Here is a 15,151-nt window from a genome sequence, read left to right as displayed (position 1 = left end):
CGGGGTTTGCGTGTTTGGGAGCCTTGATGGGCCGCAGCTTTCCAATCGGCATCCTGTTTTCGGCCACCGGCTCCTACGGGACGGTGGGCCGCACGATGCGCAACGGCGCGCTGATGGCCTGCGAAGAGATCAATGCCGATGCCAACGCCGGCGTGAGGCTGGAGCCGGTGGTGATCGATCCGCGGAGCGAGCTCGCGGCCTACGCACCGGCGGTCGAAGCGATGCTGGACCAGGGCATCCGCCACGTCGTCGGCTGCTACACCTCGTCGAGCAGGAAGGACGTCATCCCGATATTCGAGAAGCGCGATGCGCTGCTGTGGTACCCGGCGCATTACGAAGGCTTCGAGAGTTCAGCGAACGTCGTCTATACGGGTACCGCGCCCAATCACCACATGTCGCCGCTGGTCGACTACCTCGTGTCGCGCTTCGGCTGCCGCGCCTTCTGCGTCGGCTCGAACTACATCTGGGGCTGGGAGAGCAACCGCGTCCTGCGCGAGGACATTACCCACCGCGGCGGCGCCGTCCTGGCGGAACGCTATGTCGCCGTGGGCGAAACCGATTTCACCGCGATCATCGAGGCGATCATCGAGGCCCAGCCGGACTTCGTGTTCAATGCGTTGATCGGCCGTTCCGCCTACGCCTTCTTCCGGCAGTTCCGCGCGGCCTGCCGGTCGCGCGGCATCGACCAGAAGCGGCGCTTCCCGATCGCCAGCTGCAATCTATCCGAGCCGGAACTGCAGGAGATCGGCGGCGACGCTGTCGACGGCCATCTCAGCTCCAGCGTCTATTTCGCCTCGATCGACACCCCCACCAACCGAGCCTTCGTCGCCGCCTACAACCGGATGTTCCCCGAGGGCCCGGTCATCTCGGTAGAGGCGGAAGCGGCCTACATCGCGGTGAAGTTCCTCGCCACTGCGCTCGGCGAGGCCGGCACCGTCGCGATGGGACCGGTAAAGGCCGCGGTGCAGGGCCGCTCGCTCGACGCGCCGCAGGGCCGCGTGACGATCGATCCCGAGACGATGCACACCTATCTGACGCCGCGCATCGGCGTGTCGCGGCTGGACGCGCATTTCGACATCATCGTCGAGGCAGAAGCGCCGGTCCGCCCGGATCCCTATCTGGTGAGGGCCTCTTCGCCGCTGGAAGCGACGGCCCGGCGCCCGATGCTGAGGGTGGTCTGATGGCACCCCGGCGCTTCGTCCAGAATTTCAGCCGCCGGCACGCGATCGTCGTCAGCAACGACGAGCGGGTGGCGACGGTCCTGATGCCGACGCTCCAGCGGCTCGGCCTCGGCGTCGAATGCCGTGCCACTGGCGAGGAGGCGGTGGATCTGTCGACCCTGCCGCTGCAGCCCTGCGGGCACGTCATCTTCGTCGATGGCGACCTGGCGCGAACGCCGATCATTCCATGCCGGGGAGATGCCGGGGAGATGCCCGCGGTGCCGGTCGTCGGCCTCGTCGGCGTCGAGGCGCCCAGCCGGCTGAAGACGCTGCTGCAGGCGGGCGCGACCGCCTTCCTGGCAAAGCCGGTGCATGGCGGCGCGGTCTTCTCGGCGCTGTCGCTCGCGGTCAACGAGCACGCCCGCAAGTCCGAGCTGTTCGACCTTGTCGACGCCCACGAGCAGCGTCGCCGCCAGCGCCGCTTCGTCATCAAGGCCCTGGTGCAGTTGATGGCCGAACGCGGTCTCGACGACGAGGCAGCGTTCGCACTCCTGCGCAAGCAGAGCATGCACGAGCGCCTCAGCATCGAGGCCTATTGCCAGTCCGTCGTCCAACGAAGTGCGACGATCGCCGAAGGCGAGCCCGAGACTCCGCCGAGTATCCGGTTCGCGAAGTAACCCCCAAACGGAGAATGACATGCACAAGCGAGCATCAGGCGTCCTTGCGGCGCTAGGGACAGTATTGCTTTTTTCCGGTGCGGCGATGGCCCAGGATGGCGAGCCCATCAAGGTCGGGGTGCTGGAAGACCAGTCCGGTGACTTCGCCGCCGCGACGATGGTCAAGGTCCACGCCATCGAACTGGCGGCCGAGGAAATCAACGCCGCCGGCGGCATTGGCGGGCGCCCGATCGAACTCGTGGTATACGACACGCAGTCGGACAACACGCGCTACCAGGAGTTCATGCGCCGCGTCCTGCAGCGCGACAAGGTCGACGTCGTGTTTGCCGGCTTCTCCTCCGCCTCGCGCGAGGCGTACCGTCCGATCGTCAACCAGTTCGACGGCTTCGCCTTCTACAACAACCAGTACGAGGGCGGTGTCTGCGACGCCAACATGGTCGTGACCGGTGCCGTGCCCGAGCAGCAGTTCTCCACCCTGATCCCCTGGATGATGGAAGAGTACGGCCCCAACGTCTACACGATCGCCGCCGACTACAATTTCGGCCAGATCTCGGCCGAATGGGTGCGCAACATCGTCGCCGAGAACGGCGGCAAGATGGTCGGCGAAGAGTTCATCCCGCTGGGCGTCTCGCAGTTCTCCCAGACGATCCAGAACATCCAGACCGCCAAGCCGGACTTCGTGGTGACGCTGCTCGTCGGCACGGCACAGGCCTCGTATTACGAGCAGGCCGCCTCCGCCAATGTCAGCCTGCCGATGGCGTCTTCGGTCAATGTCGGACAGGGCTACGAACACAAGCGCTTCACGCCGCCCTCGCTCGCCAACATGTTCGTCACCACGAACTACATTGAGGAGGTCGACTCGCCGGAGAGTGCCGACTTCATCCAGCGCTTCAAGGCGAAGTTCCCGGACGAGCCGTACATCAACCAGGAAGCCGCCAACTCCTACATCGCGCTCAATCTCTACAAGCAGATGGTGGAGCGGGCCGACGGCTCGACCGATCGCGAGGACCTGCGCAAGATCATCGCCGAAGGCGACGTCTGCTTCGACGGCCCGTCCGGCAATGTCTGCCTCGACCCCAAGAGCCAGCACATGTCGCACACGATCTACCTCGCCAAGGTCGAGGAGGATCACTCGATCACCTTCCCGACCGTCTGGGAGGACATCAAGCCCTATTGGCTGGGTGAGGCGGGCTGCGACCTGACGCAGAACGACCCGAGCGAGCAGTACACGCCGTCGAACCCCCCGCCGGCCGCCAACTGAGCCAATGCAGCCGGGCGGCAGAAGCTGCCCGGCCGCTTCTCCGGCCGAGACGATCAGCCCCTTTTCCTCAGCAGATACCGGGAATGCGCCGCGATGGACGTCCTCTACGACGCCTTCACCTTCTTGTACCAGGCCGGCGACGCCTTCGCCTTCCTGGTCCTGTCCGCCTGCGGGCTCGCCGTCATCTTCGGCATGATGGGGGTGATCAACCTTGCCCATGGCGAGTTCATCCTGTGCGGGGCCTACGTGTCCGCCGTCACCGCGCGAATGGGCTTTCCGCTGCCGCTGGCGATACTGGCCGGCGCCCTCGTCGCGGGCATCGTCGGCATGATCCTGGAGCGGGTGATCATCCGTCATCTCTACGAGCGCCCGCTCGACACGATCGTCGCCACCTGGGGCGTCTCGATGATCGCGACGCAGGCCACCCTGATCTTTCTCGGCTCGACCATGCCGGGCACCGGCACGCCGTTTGGCAGCTTCACCGTCGGACCCTATTCCTATTCCTCCTATCGCCTGGTGCTGATGGGCGCTGCCGTGGCCACGCTCGCCGTGCTCTGGCTGGTCTTCACCCGGACAAGGTTCGGCGTTCTCGCACGGGCGACGATCCAGGTCCCGCACATCGCCGAGGCGCTCGGCGTCAATACGCGGCTCATCTACAGCCTGACCTTCGGCCTCGGGGCCGCGCTCGCCGGGCTGGCCGGTGGCCTCTATGCGCCGACCATGACGCTGGTGCCCACCATGGGCAGTGCCTTCGTCGTCGAGGCCTTCGTCGTGGTGGTCGTCGGCGGGGCCGACATCTTCCTCGGGACCGCGCCGGCGGCGGTGGTGCTCGGCGTCATCAAGGCGGCGCTCACCTCATGGCAGGGCCAGCTGTTCGGCCAGATCGGCCTGCTGGTCGCGGTCATCATCGTCATTCGCATTCTGCCGCGGGGAATCTCCGGCTGGATCCTCCGGGAAAGGGCCTGACTTGTCGCGAAACGCATCCCGACCCGCCTTCCTGTCGTTGCTGGAAGGGCCGCAGACGATAGGGCGCGGCCCCCGCTTCTGGTCGGCCTTCGCCCTCGTCCTCGCGGGTGCCTGCGCCTACCCGCTGTTCGCCGACGGCTACGACGTCGGCAACAACGTCTACTTCTTCAACTGGGTATTCATGGCGCTCGGGCTCAGCCTGATCTGGGGCTATGGCGGCGCGCTGTCGTTCGGCCAGACCGCCTTCTTCGGGGTCGCCGGCTATGCCTATGGCGTCCTGTCGATCAATCTGGGTGACGCCTATGGCCTTACCCTCGTCTCGCTGCTGCTCGCCGTCGCCCTTTCGGCTCTGTTTGCGGCCGTGCTCGGCTATTTCCTGTTCTTCGGCCGGATCAGCGGCGTGTTCCTCGGCATCGTCACCCTGTCGGTCACGCTGGTGCTCGAACGCTTCATGTCGCAGACGGCCGGTCCGGAATGGGCGATCGGCTCGGCACGCCTCAACGGCTTCAACGGCATGGGCGGCATGCCGTCCCTGACCATTCCCTGGCCGGGCGGCGACATCGCGCTCTATCCGGACGTGCTGCTCTACTACCTGACCCTGGCCCTGCTGGTGCTCGTCTATCTCGGCCTGCGCATCCTGGTGAACTCGCGCTTCGGGAACGTCCTGGTGGCGATCCGGGAGAACCCGCTGCGGGCGGAGATGCTCGGCTACGACATCCGCAAGTACCAGCTCGGCGCCTTCGTCATCGGCTCGGCGCTCGCCGGCCTCTCCGGGGTGCTCTACACCAGCTGGGGCAACTACATCACGCCTTCGTCGATGGGGATGACGGCTGCAGCGCTGCCCATCGTCTGGGTCGCGGTCGGCGGTCGCAGCGACCTGACGACGACGCTGCTGGGCACGTTGCTGGTTCTCGCCGGCTTCCAGGCCCTTACCATCTACGGCAGCCAGTACGCCATCGTCGTCATGGGCATCTTGCTGGTGCTGACGGTCTTGCTTGCCCCGACCGGGCTGATCATGGCGATCGGGGCGCTGTTCTCGAGCGGTCTGCGCAGACGCAAAGCCGCGCGGGAGATGCGCTGATGGCTGTCCTCGAAATCCGCGACCTCAACAAGTGGTTCGGCGGCCTGCATGTCACCGGCGGCGTGAACTTCGACCTCCAGCCGGGCGAGATCCACTGCCTGATCGGTCCGAACGGCGCCGGCAAGAGCACCTTCTTCCGGCTGATCCTCGGCGAGCACGCGCCCTCCAGCGGGACGATCCTTTACGAGGGCGAGGACATCACCACGGCCAAGCCGTTCGAGCGCATCCGCCGCGGCATCAGCGTCAAGTTCCAGGTGCCGGGCATCTTCAAGGCGCTGAGCGTGCGGCAGAACCTGCAGATCGCCCTGCAGCATCACCAGGAGGCGGCGACGCTCGACGAGGAGATCGACCGCCTGCTCGAATTCCTCAAGCTGACGGAGGCGAAGAGTCAACTCGCCGGCAATCTCAGCCACGGACAGAAGCAGTGGCTGGAGATCGGCATGGCCATCGCCCTCAAGCCGCGTCTGCTGCTGCTCGACGAGCCGACGGCGGGCATGACGCCCGACGAGACCTTCGCCACCGGCGAGATGGTGCAGGCGCTAAACCGCCAGGGGGTGACCGTCCTTGCGGTGGAGCACGACATGGCGTTCGTGCGGCAGATCGCCCAACGCGTGACGGTGCTGCATTTCGGCAAGATCTTCGCCCAGGGAACGATCGACGAGATCGTCGCCGACGAGCGGGTGGCGGCGATCTATCTGGGAGAGGCCCATGCGTAAGGAGATTCTCCTCAACACGGTCGGCCTCTGGTCGGGCTACGGCGGCAAGCCGGTCCTGCAGGGCGTCGACATGGAAGTGCGCGAAGGCGAGATCGTCGCGGTGATCGGGCGCAACGGGGTCGGCAAGTCGACCCTGATGAAGAGCCTGATCGGCCTGCTGCCCGCAGACCAGGGCTCGGTGATCTTCAAGGGCGTCGCGATCGATCCGCTGGCGGCGCACCGGCGGGCCCGGCTCGGCATCGGCTACGTGCCGCAGGGCCGCGACGTGTTCCCGCGCATGAGCGTCATGGAAAACCTCGAGGTGGGCCGCTCGATGAGCGGCAAGGCGCCGTCGAAACAGCTCGTCGAACAGATCTTCGGCTATTTCCCCATCCTCGCCGAGCGCCGGGGACAGGCGGCCGGCACCATGTCCGGCGGCCAGCAGCAGCAGCTCGCCATCGGCCGGGTGTTGATGGGCAGCCCCTCCCTGATCCTTCTCGACGAGCCGTCCGAGGGGATCCAGCCGAACATCGTCCAGGACATCGCGCGGATCATGGTGGGGCTGAACCAGTCTTCCGGCATCACCATCGTCTGCGTCGAGCAGAACATCGACATGATCCGGGCCATGGCCGAGCGCGCCTATGTCATGGACAAGGGACGGATCACCGCCGAACTCACCCCCCAGAGCCTGGAGGACCGCGAGACGGTCCGCCGCTATCTGGCCGTTTGAACCGATAGACCATCAAGCAAGCGAGGAGGCTTTCATGAGCTGGAAACAGAACTCCCTCATGGCGCGCAAGGGTGTCGCCAAAGGCATGCCGGGAGCGACGCACGAGATCACCGAGGCAAGCCAGGGCAAGTATCATTACGTCTACGGGGCATTCGTCGATCCCGTCCTGACCGTCGACCCGGGCGCCGTGGTCTCGGCCGAGACACACGACGCCTTCGAGGGCGCGATCCAGAACGAGACCGACAAGCCCAGCGAGATCCTGAATTTCCCGTATCTCAACCCGCAGAACGGTCCGATCTACGTCAACGGCGCGGAGAAGGGCGACTGCCTGGCGGTCTACATCGAGAGCATCGTACCGCGTGGCCCGCAGCCACGGGGCACCACCGTGCTGATGCCGGAATTCGGCGGGCTCGTACCGACCGCCGAGACGGCGCTTCTCACTGCCCCGCTTCCGGAGCGGGTCCGCAAGCTCGAGGTGGACGCCGAAACCGGCACCAGATGGAACGAGCGCATCACCCTGCCTTACGAGCCGTTCATCGGCACGATCGGCACGGCCCCGGAGATCGAGGCGATCTCCTCGCTGGTTCCGGACTATTACGGCGGCAACATGGACCTGCCTGACGTCGCACCGGGCGCCATCATCTATCTGCCGGTCAACGTGGCGGGGGCCTATCTCTATCTCGGCGACTGCCACGCCGCCCAGGGCGACGGCGAACTCTGCGGCGTGGCCATCGAGCACCCGACGGTCACCACCGTGCAGATCGACCTCATCAAGGGCTGGACGATCCGCTCGCCGCGGCTGGAGAACGAGAGCTTCTACATGACCGTCGGCTCGGCTCGGCCCATGGAGGACGCGACGCGCGGTGCCTATCGCGAGCTGATCCGGTGGCTCGCCGCGGACTTCGGCTTCGAGGAGCTCGACGCCTACATGCTGCTGACCCAATGCGGACGGGTCCGCCTCGGCAACATGGTCGATCCCAAGTACACGGTCGGCGCCTCGATCCTGAAGTCGATCGCCGGCTCGCCGGCCTAAGCCGGCAAAGGGGGCGCCGTTAGCGGGGCCCCCTTACGCTGACTCATTCGCACCCCAGCGCCTTCAGGCGCCACGAACCCGCTTGCCTGAGAGGTTCCGATGACCTGCGCCTTCACCGCCGCTGCCGTTCAGTTCGAGCCGACGATGGCCGACAAGGCGCGTAATCTGGGAGAGCTCGCCCGGCTTATCGAATCGGCGGCGGACCAGGGCGCCGAGCTGATCGTCACGCCCGAGATGGGCACCACCGGCTATTGCTGGCACGACCGGGAAGAGGTCTCGCCCTTCGTCGAGCCGGTTCCGGGGCCGACCACCGAGCACCTCGCCGAAATCGCCCGGCGGCGGAACTGCTTCATCGTCGTCGGCCTGCCGGAAGTCGATCCGGTGACGGACCTCTACTACAACTCCGCGGTGCTGATCGGCCCGGACGGTGTCGTCGGCAAGCATCGCAAGACGCACCCCTACATCTCCGAGCCGAAATGGGCCGCTTCCGGGGATCTCGGCCACCAGGTGTTCGAGACGCGGCTCGGCCGGATCGCCCTTCTGATCTGCATGGACATCCATTTCATCGAGACGGCGCGTCTCGCCGCGCTCGGCGGCGCCGATGTCATCTGCCACATCTCCAACTGGCTGGCAGAGCGCACCCCCGCCCCCTACTGGATCAGCCGGGCGTTCGAGAACGGCTGCTACCTGATCGAGAGCAATCGCTGGGGACTGGAGCGTGGCGTGCAGTTCTCCGGCGGCAGCTGCATCATCGCGCCGGAGGCGGAGATCCTCGCCGTCATCGACGCGGGCGACGGGATCGCCACGGCGAGCATCGATCCCGGGCGGGCCCGCCGCCGCCAGATGCTGGGCGAGCCGATCATCGATCAGCGTCGGCCGGAACTCTACAAGGAGCTGATGACCAACACCTTCGCCTGGAACCCGGGCGACTTCTTCAGCCTCTACGGCCACAAGCCGTTGCCCAAGGGTGCCCGCACGAAGCTGGCGGTCGCGGAGTTCGAGCCGGTGGCCGATATCCAGCAGAACCTCGCCCGGATCGAGGCTTTGGCCCGCGAAGCCCAGGCGGAGGGTGCCGAGCTCGTGGTGTTTCCGGAGCGCGCGCTGACCGGCCTCGAACGCCCTGCAGAGACGGCGGTGGCCGTCGACGGCGAGGCCGTCGGGCGGCTGGCCGGGCTGGCCGCCTCGCTTCGGCTCCATCTCGTCGCGGGCTTCGCCGAACGGGATGGAACGACGTTCTACAACAGCGCGCTGGTCGCAGGTCCCGATGGCATCATCGGTACCTACCGCCAGACGCATCTCACCGAGGGCGATCGTCAATGGGCAACGCCCGGCGACGCCTGGGCGGTATTCGACCTGCCGTTTGGCCGGATGGGCGTGCTCGTCGGGCATGATGCGAGCTTTCCCGAGGCCGGGCGCATCCTGGCGATCCGCGGCTGCGACATCGTCGTCAGCCCGTCCGCCCTGCGGCAGGGCTTTCATGGGGGTCACGCGGGGACCGCGGTCGTCCATCCGAACCCGATCCCCATGGGCGCCGACCCCGTCCACTGGCACCAGTTCCGCGTCCGGGCCGGGGAGAACAACTGCTATTTCGCCTTCGCCAATGTCCGGTCGGCGAACGGCCACTATCCGGGCCTCAGCGGTGTCTTCGGCCCGGACACGTTTGCATTCCCGCGGCAGGAGGCCATCGCAACTTCCGAGAAGCCGGTCGCGGTCGCCCCAATCGACACGGGCAATCTCGACAGCGCCTATCCGACCAACGTCGTGCGCCGGAAGGATCTCGTATTGATGCGTCAGCCGCATTTCTACAGGGCGCTGGTCGTTTGATGGCTCGTCCTTCGCGAAAGCGGATGGACTTATCAGTTCATGGCGGTGCCGCCTGCCGCAGGACGCTTTCGAGTGATCGCGAAGGCCGCGTCAGCAAACCCTTTGTTCCCTGTTCTGTAGCCATTCAGTCGTCGTGCGGCCGTGGCTGGATCGGCGGCTTCACGTCGGCGGGGATGGGCGAGGCGTAAGGCTTCCTCGCAAGCCGCGCCTGATGGTCTGCCTTGGCCCGCGCCAGCAGCGCCGGATCGCCGAGCAGGTCGACCGCCGTGCCCGCCATCGCCTTGGCGGCGTAGACGAGGCCCTTCTTGGCGGCGGGTGCCTTGCCCTGCGCGGTGATCTGCCAGGAATGACCGGGCGAGCCGATGGCATGCGTTGCGACGCGTGCCTGCACCGTCGGTACTGCCCAGGAGACGTCGCCGACATCGGTCGACCCGATCATCGGCTCGCCGACTGAGCCGAACGGCACGATGAAGTCGCAGAGCGGCGTCTCGGGGCGCTCGTCGACGCCGTTGCTGAGATAGTCGTTGGCGATGTCCTCCTGGCTCAGCGTCGCCTGGATCCTGGCCGCGAAGGCCCGGTCGTCGGCGTCGAAGGGGACCGGTCCCAGCCGCTCGAGATTGGCCTGCATCGTCTCCTCCATCGGCGTGTTCGCCAGGAGGTTGGACACGGCGCTGAGGATGGTGACCTCGACCTCGGTGCCGGTCATCATCGCCGCGCCGCGAGCGACGTCGATCACTCGGGCGTTTAAGGCCTTCATGCCGTGAATGTCGCGCGAGCGCACGGCGTAGCGTACCTTGGCACGCGCCTGCACGACGTTCGGCGCGATGCCGCCGCCGTCGATCATGGCGTAATGGATGCGCGAATCCGCCGGCACGTGCTCGCGCAGATAGTTGACGCCGACATTCATCAGCTCGACCGCGTCGAGCGCCGAGCGGCCGAGATGCGGCGCCGCCGCCGCGTGCGAGGCGCGGCCCTTGAAGGTGAAGTCGATGCGGGTGTTGGCGAGCGACTTGGCGTCGTCGACCCGGGTGAGCGACGCCGGGTGCCAGGTGATGGCCGCGTCGACGTCGTCGAAGAGGCCGTCGCGCACCATGAAGGCCTTGGCGGCGCCGCCTTCCTCGGCCGGGCAGCCGTAATAGCGCACCGTTCCCGGCAGCTTGTTCTCTGCGAGATAGTTCTTGAAGGCCGTGGCGGCGAGGAGCGCCGCCGAGCCCAGCATGTTGTGGCCGCAGCCATGGCCGTATCCATTGCCGTCGAGCGGCTTCGGCTCGGCGATGCCGGCCTCCTGGCTGAGGCCGGGCAGGGCGTCGTACTCGCCGAGAAAGGCGATGACCGGGCCGCCGGAGCCGGCTTCGCCGATCACCGCGGTGGGAATGCCGGCCGGTCCCTCCGTGACCTTGTATCCTTCCTCGCGCAGCATCGCCGCGTGCTCGGCGCTGGAGCGGTATTCGGTATATGCGATCTCCGGCATGCCCCAGATGCGATCGCTCAGCGCCTCGTAGTCGGCGCGCCGCGCATCGACCAGGTTCCAGATGCGCTCGGCGTTGGATTGGGTCATGGTCTTCCTCTTGGCTTGTCAGAAAGGGTTCGACGCCCCGCGGCGCCGGTAGAGGGTCTTCGGTCAGCCGATGTCGTTGAGATGGCAGGCCGAATAGCGGTTCGGGGCGATTTCCTTCAGCGCCGGGCGCTCGATGCGGCAGCGCTCGAACGCGTGCGGGCAGCGCGGATGGAAATGGCAGCCGGGGGGCGGATCGATCGGCGAGGGGATCTCGCCCTTGATCGCCGAATAGGTCTTCTTGGTGGTGGCGAAGGTCGGGATCTCGGCGAGCAGCGCCTGCGTATACGGGTGGTTCGGCGCGGCGAAGATCTCCTCGCTGGCGCCCTGCTCGACCATCCGCCCGAGATACATGATCGCGATGCGGTCCGAGATGTGCTCGACGACGCCGAGATCGTGGCTGATGAACAGATAGGTGAGGTCGAGTTCCTCACGCAGGTCCATGAACAGGTTGAGGATCTGCGCCTGGATCGAGACGTCGAGCGCGGCGACGGATTCGTCGCAGACGATGAAATCGGGCTGCACCGCCAGCGCCCGGGCGATGCCGATGCGGGCCCGCTGGCCGCCGGAGAACTGGTGCGGGTAGCGCTTGCGCATCGCCGGATCGAGGCCGACGCGCTGCAGCGCCGCCTCGACATAGGCGTCGACCTCGCCGCGGTCGGCGAGGCCATGGACGCGCGGCGCCTCGCCGACGATCTGGTCGACGCGCAGCCGCGGGTTGAGCGACGACATCGGGTCCTGGAAGACCATCTGCACCTTCAGCGCGGCTTCCCTGGCCTCGGCGCCCTTCAAGCCTGCCACGTCGCGGTCCCGAAAGCGGATCTGCCCGGCGCTGGGTGGGTGGAGGCCGGCGACCATCCGCCCGAGGGTGGATTTCCCGCAGCCGGATTCGCCGACGAGGCCCATGACCTCGCCCTTCCGGATCGACAGGTCGACGCCGTCGACGGCATGGACGGTCAACTCGCGCACCGTGGCGCCGAGCATGCGCGCGGTGCGCTCGGCAAGATCGAGGTTCTTGACGAAGCGCTTGGAGACGCCGTCGATCTCGAGGATCGCCTCGCTCATGGTCGTGTCCCCGTCCGGGCGGCGGCACCGCTTCGTTGGTCGGCCGTTTCCGTGAGGGTGGGCATGTGCGCATCCGCGGCCGCGTCCAGCGTCCAGGGATGGAAGCATCGCGCCTTGCGGTCGGGGAGCTTCTCCTCCAGCGCCGGCTCTTCGAGGCAGGCCGCGTCGGCGCGCGAGCAGCGCGGCCGGAAGGCGCAGCCCTGCGGCAGGTTGAGCAGCGACGGCGTCATGCCGCTGATCTGCTGCAGCCGGGCGCCGCGGGTCTTGCCCTGCGGCACGGAGTCGATCAGCCCCTTGGTGTAGGGATGCAGCGGCCGCTCGATGACGCGGGCGGTCTCGCCCTCCTCGACGACGCGGCCGGCATACATGACCGCCAGCCGGTCGGCGAGGCCGGAGACGATGGCGAGATCGTGGGTGATCCAGATCAGCGCCGTGCCGGTCTCGGCGCAGAGCTTCTGCACCTCGGCAAGGATCTGCGCCTGGATGGTGACGTCGAGCGCCGTCGTCGGCTCGTCGGCGATGATCAGGTCCGGCTTGTGCAGGAGCGCGATGGCGATGGCGACGCGCTGGCGCATGCCGCCGGAGAATTGGTGCGGATAGCTCTGCAGCCGCTCGTCCGGCGAGGAAATCCCCACCATCACCAGCGCCTCGCGGCAGCGCTTCAACGCATCGGCGCGCGACATCTTCTCGTGCGCCTGTAGCGTCTCGACCATCTGCGTGTCGATGCGCAGCACCGGATTGAGCGTCATCATCGGATCCTGGAAGATCATCGCGATGCGCTTGCCGCGAAGCGTGCGCAGCATCGGCTCGCCGCCCTTCACCAGGTCCTCGCCGTCGAAGGTGATGGTGCCGCCGACGACGCGGCCGGGCGGGTCGACGAGGCCGAGAAGCGAGAAGCCGGTGACCGACTTGCCGGAGCCGGATTCGCCGACGAGGCCGAGGATCTGGCCGCGCTCGAGGCTGAAGCTGACGCCGTCGACGGCCTTGGCGACGCCGTCGCGCGTGAAGAAATGCGTCTGCAGCCCGTCGACGCTGAGCAGCGCGGTCATTTCTGCAGCCTCGGATTGAAGACGTCGCGCAGCCGGTCGCCGACGAGGTTGATGGCGAGGATCGTGACGACGAGCGCGATGCCGGGAAACAGGCTGACCCAGTAGCGGCCCGAGAGCAGATAGTCGTAGCCGTTGGCGATCAGCAGCCCGAGCGAGGGCTCGGTGATCGGTACGCCGACGCCAAGGAAGGACAGGGTCGCCTCGAGCGCGATGGCCTGGGCGATCTGGACCGTGGCGACGACGATCAGCGGCGGCAGGCAGTTCGGCAGGAGGTGGTGGAACATGATCCGGCCGTGCGACAGCGCCAGGCATCGCGCGGCATCGACGTAGTCCTTGCGCGCCTCGACGATCGCCGAGGAACGGACGGTGCGGGCGTAATAGGCCCATTGCACGATGACCAGCGCGATGATCACCTTGTCGACGCCGCGGCCCCAGAGCGCCAGCAGGATGAGGGCGATCAGGATCGCCGGGAAGGACAGCTGCAGGTCGACCACCCGCATGATCAGCGCGTCGATCCGGCCGCCGAAATAGGCGGCGGCGATGCCGGCGGTGACGCCGATGGCGATGGCGAAGGCGAGCGACACCGTCGCGACGACGAGGCTGATGCGCAGCCCGTAGAGGATCGCCGAGAGCATGTCGCGGCCTTGCTCGTCGGTGCCGAGATAATAGGTGCCGCCGGTGGCGAAGCTCGCCGCGCCCGGCGGCTGGCCCCCGTCCATGATGTCGAGTTGGGCGAGGTCGTACGGGTTCTGCGGCGCGATCAGCGGCGCGAAGACCGCCAGCAGCAGGATGGCGAGGAACAGCACGAGGCCGGCGACGGCCAGCCTATCCTCGAAGAAGGCGCGCGCGATGCGCTTCATCGGGCTGTCGACGGCGACGGGCGATGTCGCGGCGGGCGCGAGGCCGGAGACGAAGGCGTCGTCGCTCATGACTTCACCTGCGACAGCCGGATCCGGGGATCGAGCGCGGAATAGAGGAGGTCGACGACGAGGTTGATCGTGACGATGATCACCACCGTCAGCATCAGATAGGCGACGATCACCGGCCGATCGAGCAGGTTGATCGAGTCGATCAGCAGCTTGCCCATGCCGGGCCAGGCGAACACCGTCTCGGTGACGATGGCGAAGGCGATCATCGAGCCGAGCTCGAGGCCGAGGATGGTCACGACCGGGATCATGATGTTCTTCAGGATATGGACGAGGACGATGCGGCGTGAGGAGAGACCCTTGGCGCGCGCGAACTTGATGTATTCCTGCAGGCAGACCTCTCGCGTGTTGGCCCGGGTCAGCCGGATCACCAGCGACATCTTGAAGAGAGCCAGGTTCAGCGCCGGCAGCAGCATGTGCTGCAGCCCGTCCCAGGTGAGGAAGCTGAGCCGGACGCCGAGCACCGTGACGGTCTCGCCCCGCCCGCCGGCCGGCAGCCAGCCGAGCAGCACCGAGAAGACCAGGATCAGCAGCATCCCCTGCCAGAAATTCGGCAGGGAGAAGCCGAAGATCGAGCCGGCCATGACCGAGCGGCCGCCGATGCTGTCCGGCTTCAGCCCGGCATAGACGCCGAGCGGCACGCCGATCAGCACGGAGATCAGCAGCGCCGTCACCGCCAGTTCCATCGTCGCCGGCAGCCGTTCGAGGATGATGTCCGCCGCCGGCCGGCCGTAGACGAAGGAGGTGCCGAGATCGCCCTGGAAGAGATTGCCGACAAAGCGCGCGAACTGCTCCCAGAGCGGCTTGTCGAGGCCGAGCCGCGCCGTCGTGGCGGCGATCTCGGCCTGGCTCGCCTCCGGATTGATCAGGATGTCCACAGGATTGCCGATGGCGTAGACCCCGACGAACACCATGATCGCCATCGCCGCGAGGGCGATGAGGCTCTGTCCGAGACGGCGCAGGAGATAGACGGTCATCGTCGGCGTCCGGGTTGGATCGGGCCATCCAGCGGCCGGCGCGCGTCAGGGCGTCCGGGGCTGGCGGTAGACGGCTCGCCGGGGGGCGGCGAAGTCATCGGGCGAGGGCGGCGCCTACCACTTGGCGGCGCCGCCTCGGCTTCGTTCGGCGA

At 67.1% G+C, this 15,151-nt stretch carries 14 protein-coding genes; 9 read left to right on the top strand and 5 right to left on the bottom strand.

Translation table 11 applies throughout. The features are described from left to right. The first annotated feature begins 26 nt into the window (after nucleotides 1-26). The 9 genes from GGR03_RS12385 (at nucleotide 27) to GGR03_RS12345 (ending at nucleotide 9,427) form a co-directional block, all read left to right on the top strand. On the top strand, nucleotides 27-1,181 hold the full coding sequence (locus GGR03_RS12385; protein WP_183208461.1) for a transporter substrate-binding domain-containing protein: 1,155 nt from the start codon (nucleotides 27-29) through the stop codon (nucleotides 1,179-1,181). Then, the gene (locus GGR03_RS12380; protein WP_183208460.1) at nucleotides 1,181-1,837 is read left to right on the top strand and encodes an ANTAR domain-containing response regulator; all 657 of its coding nucleotides are present in this window, start codon (nucleotides 1,181-1,183) and stop codon (nucleotides 1,835-1,837) included. Before GGR03_RS12385 ends, GGR03_RS12380 begins: the two co-directional genes overlap by 1 nt. 85 nt (nucleotides 1,838-1,922) lie before the next feature. Further along, nucleotides 1,923-3,098 (top strand): urea ABC transporter substrate-binding protein, encoded by a 1,176-nt coding sequence (locus GGR03_RS12375; protein ID WP_425486717.1) that lies wholly within the window; start codon nucleotides 1,923-1,925, stop codon nucleotides 3,096-3,098. A gap of 93 nt (nucleotides 3,099-3,191) precedes the next feature. After that, entirely contained in the window at nucleotides 3,192-4,064 is an 873-nt protein-coding gene (locus tag GGR03_RS12370) for an ABC transporter permease subunit (protein WP_183208456.1), read from the top strand. A 1-nt stretch (nucleotide 4,065) separates the two neighbouring features. Next, nucleotides 4,066-5,145 carry an ABC transporter permease subunit gene (locus GGR03_RS12365; protein WP_246367931.1) on the top strand — a complete coding sequence of 360 codons (1,080 nt, stop codon included), beginning with the start codon at nucleotides 4,066-4,068 and terminating at the stop codon, nucleotides 5,143-5,145. After that, nucleotides 5,145-5,861, top strand: a complete 717-nt coding sequence (locus GGR03_RS12360) for an ABC transporter ATP-binding protein (RefSeq protein WP_183208454.1) — start codon at nucleotides 5,145-5,147, stop codon at nucleotides 5,859-5,861. Before GGR03_RS12365 ends, GGR03_RS12360 begins: the two co-directional genes overlap by 1 nt. After that, nucleotides 5,854-6,570: an ABC transporter ATP-binding protein gene (locus GGR03_RS12355; RefSeq protein ID WP_183208452.1), complete on the top strand. Its 717-nt coding sequence runs from the start codon at nucleotides 5,854-5,856 to the stop codon at nucleotides 6,568-6,570. The genes GGR03_RS12360 and GGR03_RS12355 overlap by 8 nt, the downstream gene beginning before the upstream one ends. A 34-nt stretch (nucleotides 6,571-6,604) precedes the next feature. After that, nucleotides 6,605-7,603 (top strand): acetamidase/formamidase family protein, encoded by a 999-nt coding sequence (locus GGR03_RS12350; RefSeq protein WP_183208450.1) that lies wholly within the window; start codon nucleotides 6,605-6,607, stop codon nucleotides 7,601-7,603. Between the two features lie 99 nt (nucleotides 7,604-7,702). After that, nucleotides 7,703-9,427, top strand: coding sequence for a nitrilase-related carbon-nitrogen hydrolase (locus GGR03_RS12345; RefSeq protein ID WP_183208448.1), 1,725 nt, complete (start codon nucleotides 7,703-7,705; stop codon nucleotides 9,425-9,427). Nucleotides 9,428-9,551: 124 nt separating this feature from the next. Here GGR03_RS12345 and GGR03_RS12340 read toward each other — a convergent pair whose 3' ends face one another. From GGR03_RS12340 to GGR03_RS12320, 5 genes are all read right to left on the bottom strand, one after another. Further along, nucleotides 9,552-10,985 (bottom strand): M20 family metallopeptidase, encoded by a 1,434-nt coding sequence (locus GGR03_RS12340; protein ID WP_183208446.1) that lies wholly within the window; start codon nucleotides 10,983-10,985, stop codon nucleotides 9,552-9,554. Between the two features lie 63 nt (nucleotides 10,986-11,048). Continuing rightward, on the bottom strand, nucleotides 11,049-12,047 hold the full coding sequence (locus GGR03_RS12335) for an ABC transporter ATP-binding protein (RefSeq protein WP_183208444.1): 999 nt from the start codon (nucleotides 12,045-12,047) through the stop codon (nucleotides 11,049-11,051). Then, nucleotides 12,044-13,096: an ABC transporter ATP-binding protein gene (locus tag GGR03_RS12330; RefSeq protein WP_183208442.1), complete on the bottom strand. Its 1,053-nt coding sequence runs from the start codon at nucleotides 13,094-13,096 to the stop codon at nucleotides 12,044-12,046. The genes GGR03_RS12335 and GGR03_RS12330 overlap by 4 nt, the downstream gene beginning before the upstream one ends. After that, the gene (locus GGR03_RS12325) at nucleotides 13,093-14,025 is read right to left on the bottom strand and encodes an ABC transporter permease (RefSeq protein ID WP_183208440.1); all 933 of its coding nucleotides are present in this window, start codon (nucleotides 14,023-14,025) and stop codon (nucleotides 13,093-13,095) included. The genes GGR03_RS12330 and GGR03_RS12325 overlap by 4 nt, the downstream gene beginning before the upstream one ends. Beyond that, complete coding sequence (locus GGR03_RS12320) at nucleotides 14,022-14,999, bottom strand: ABC transporter permease (protein WP_183208438.1); 978 nt, start codon at nucleotides 14,997-14,999, stop codon at nucleotides 14,022-14,024. Before GGR03_RS12320 ends, GGR03_RS12325 begins: the two co-directional genes overlap by 4 nt. Nucleotides 15,000-15,151: the final 152 nt, after the last annotated feature.

Origin of the sequence: Aurantimonas endophytica (assembly GCF_014196845.1) — a bacterium.
GTDB classification, from domain to species: domain Bacteria; phylum Pseudomonadota; class Alphaproteobacteria; order Rhizobiales; family Rhizobiaceae; genus Aurantimonas; species Aurantimonas endophytica.
This window is presented reverse-complemented; position numbering and strand designations above follow the sequence as displayed.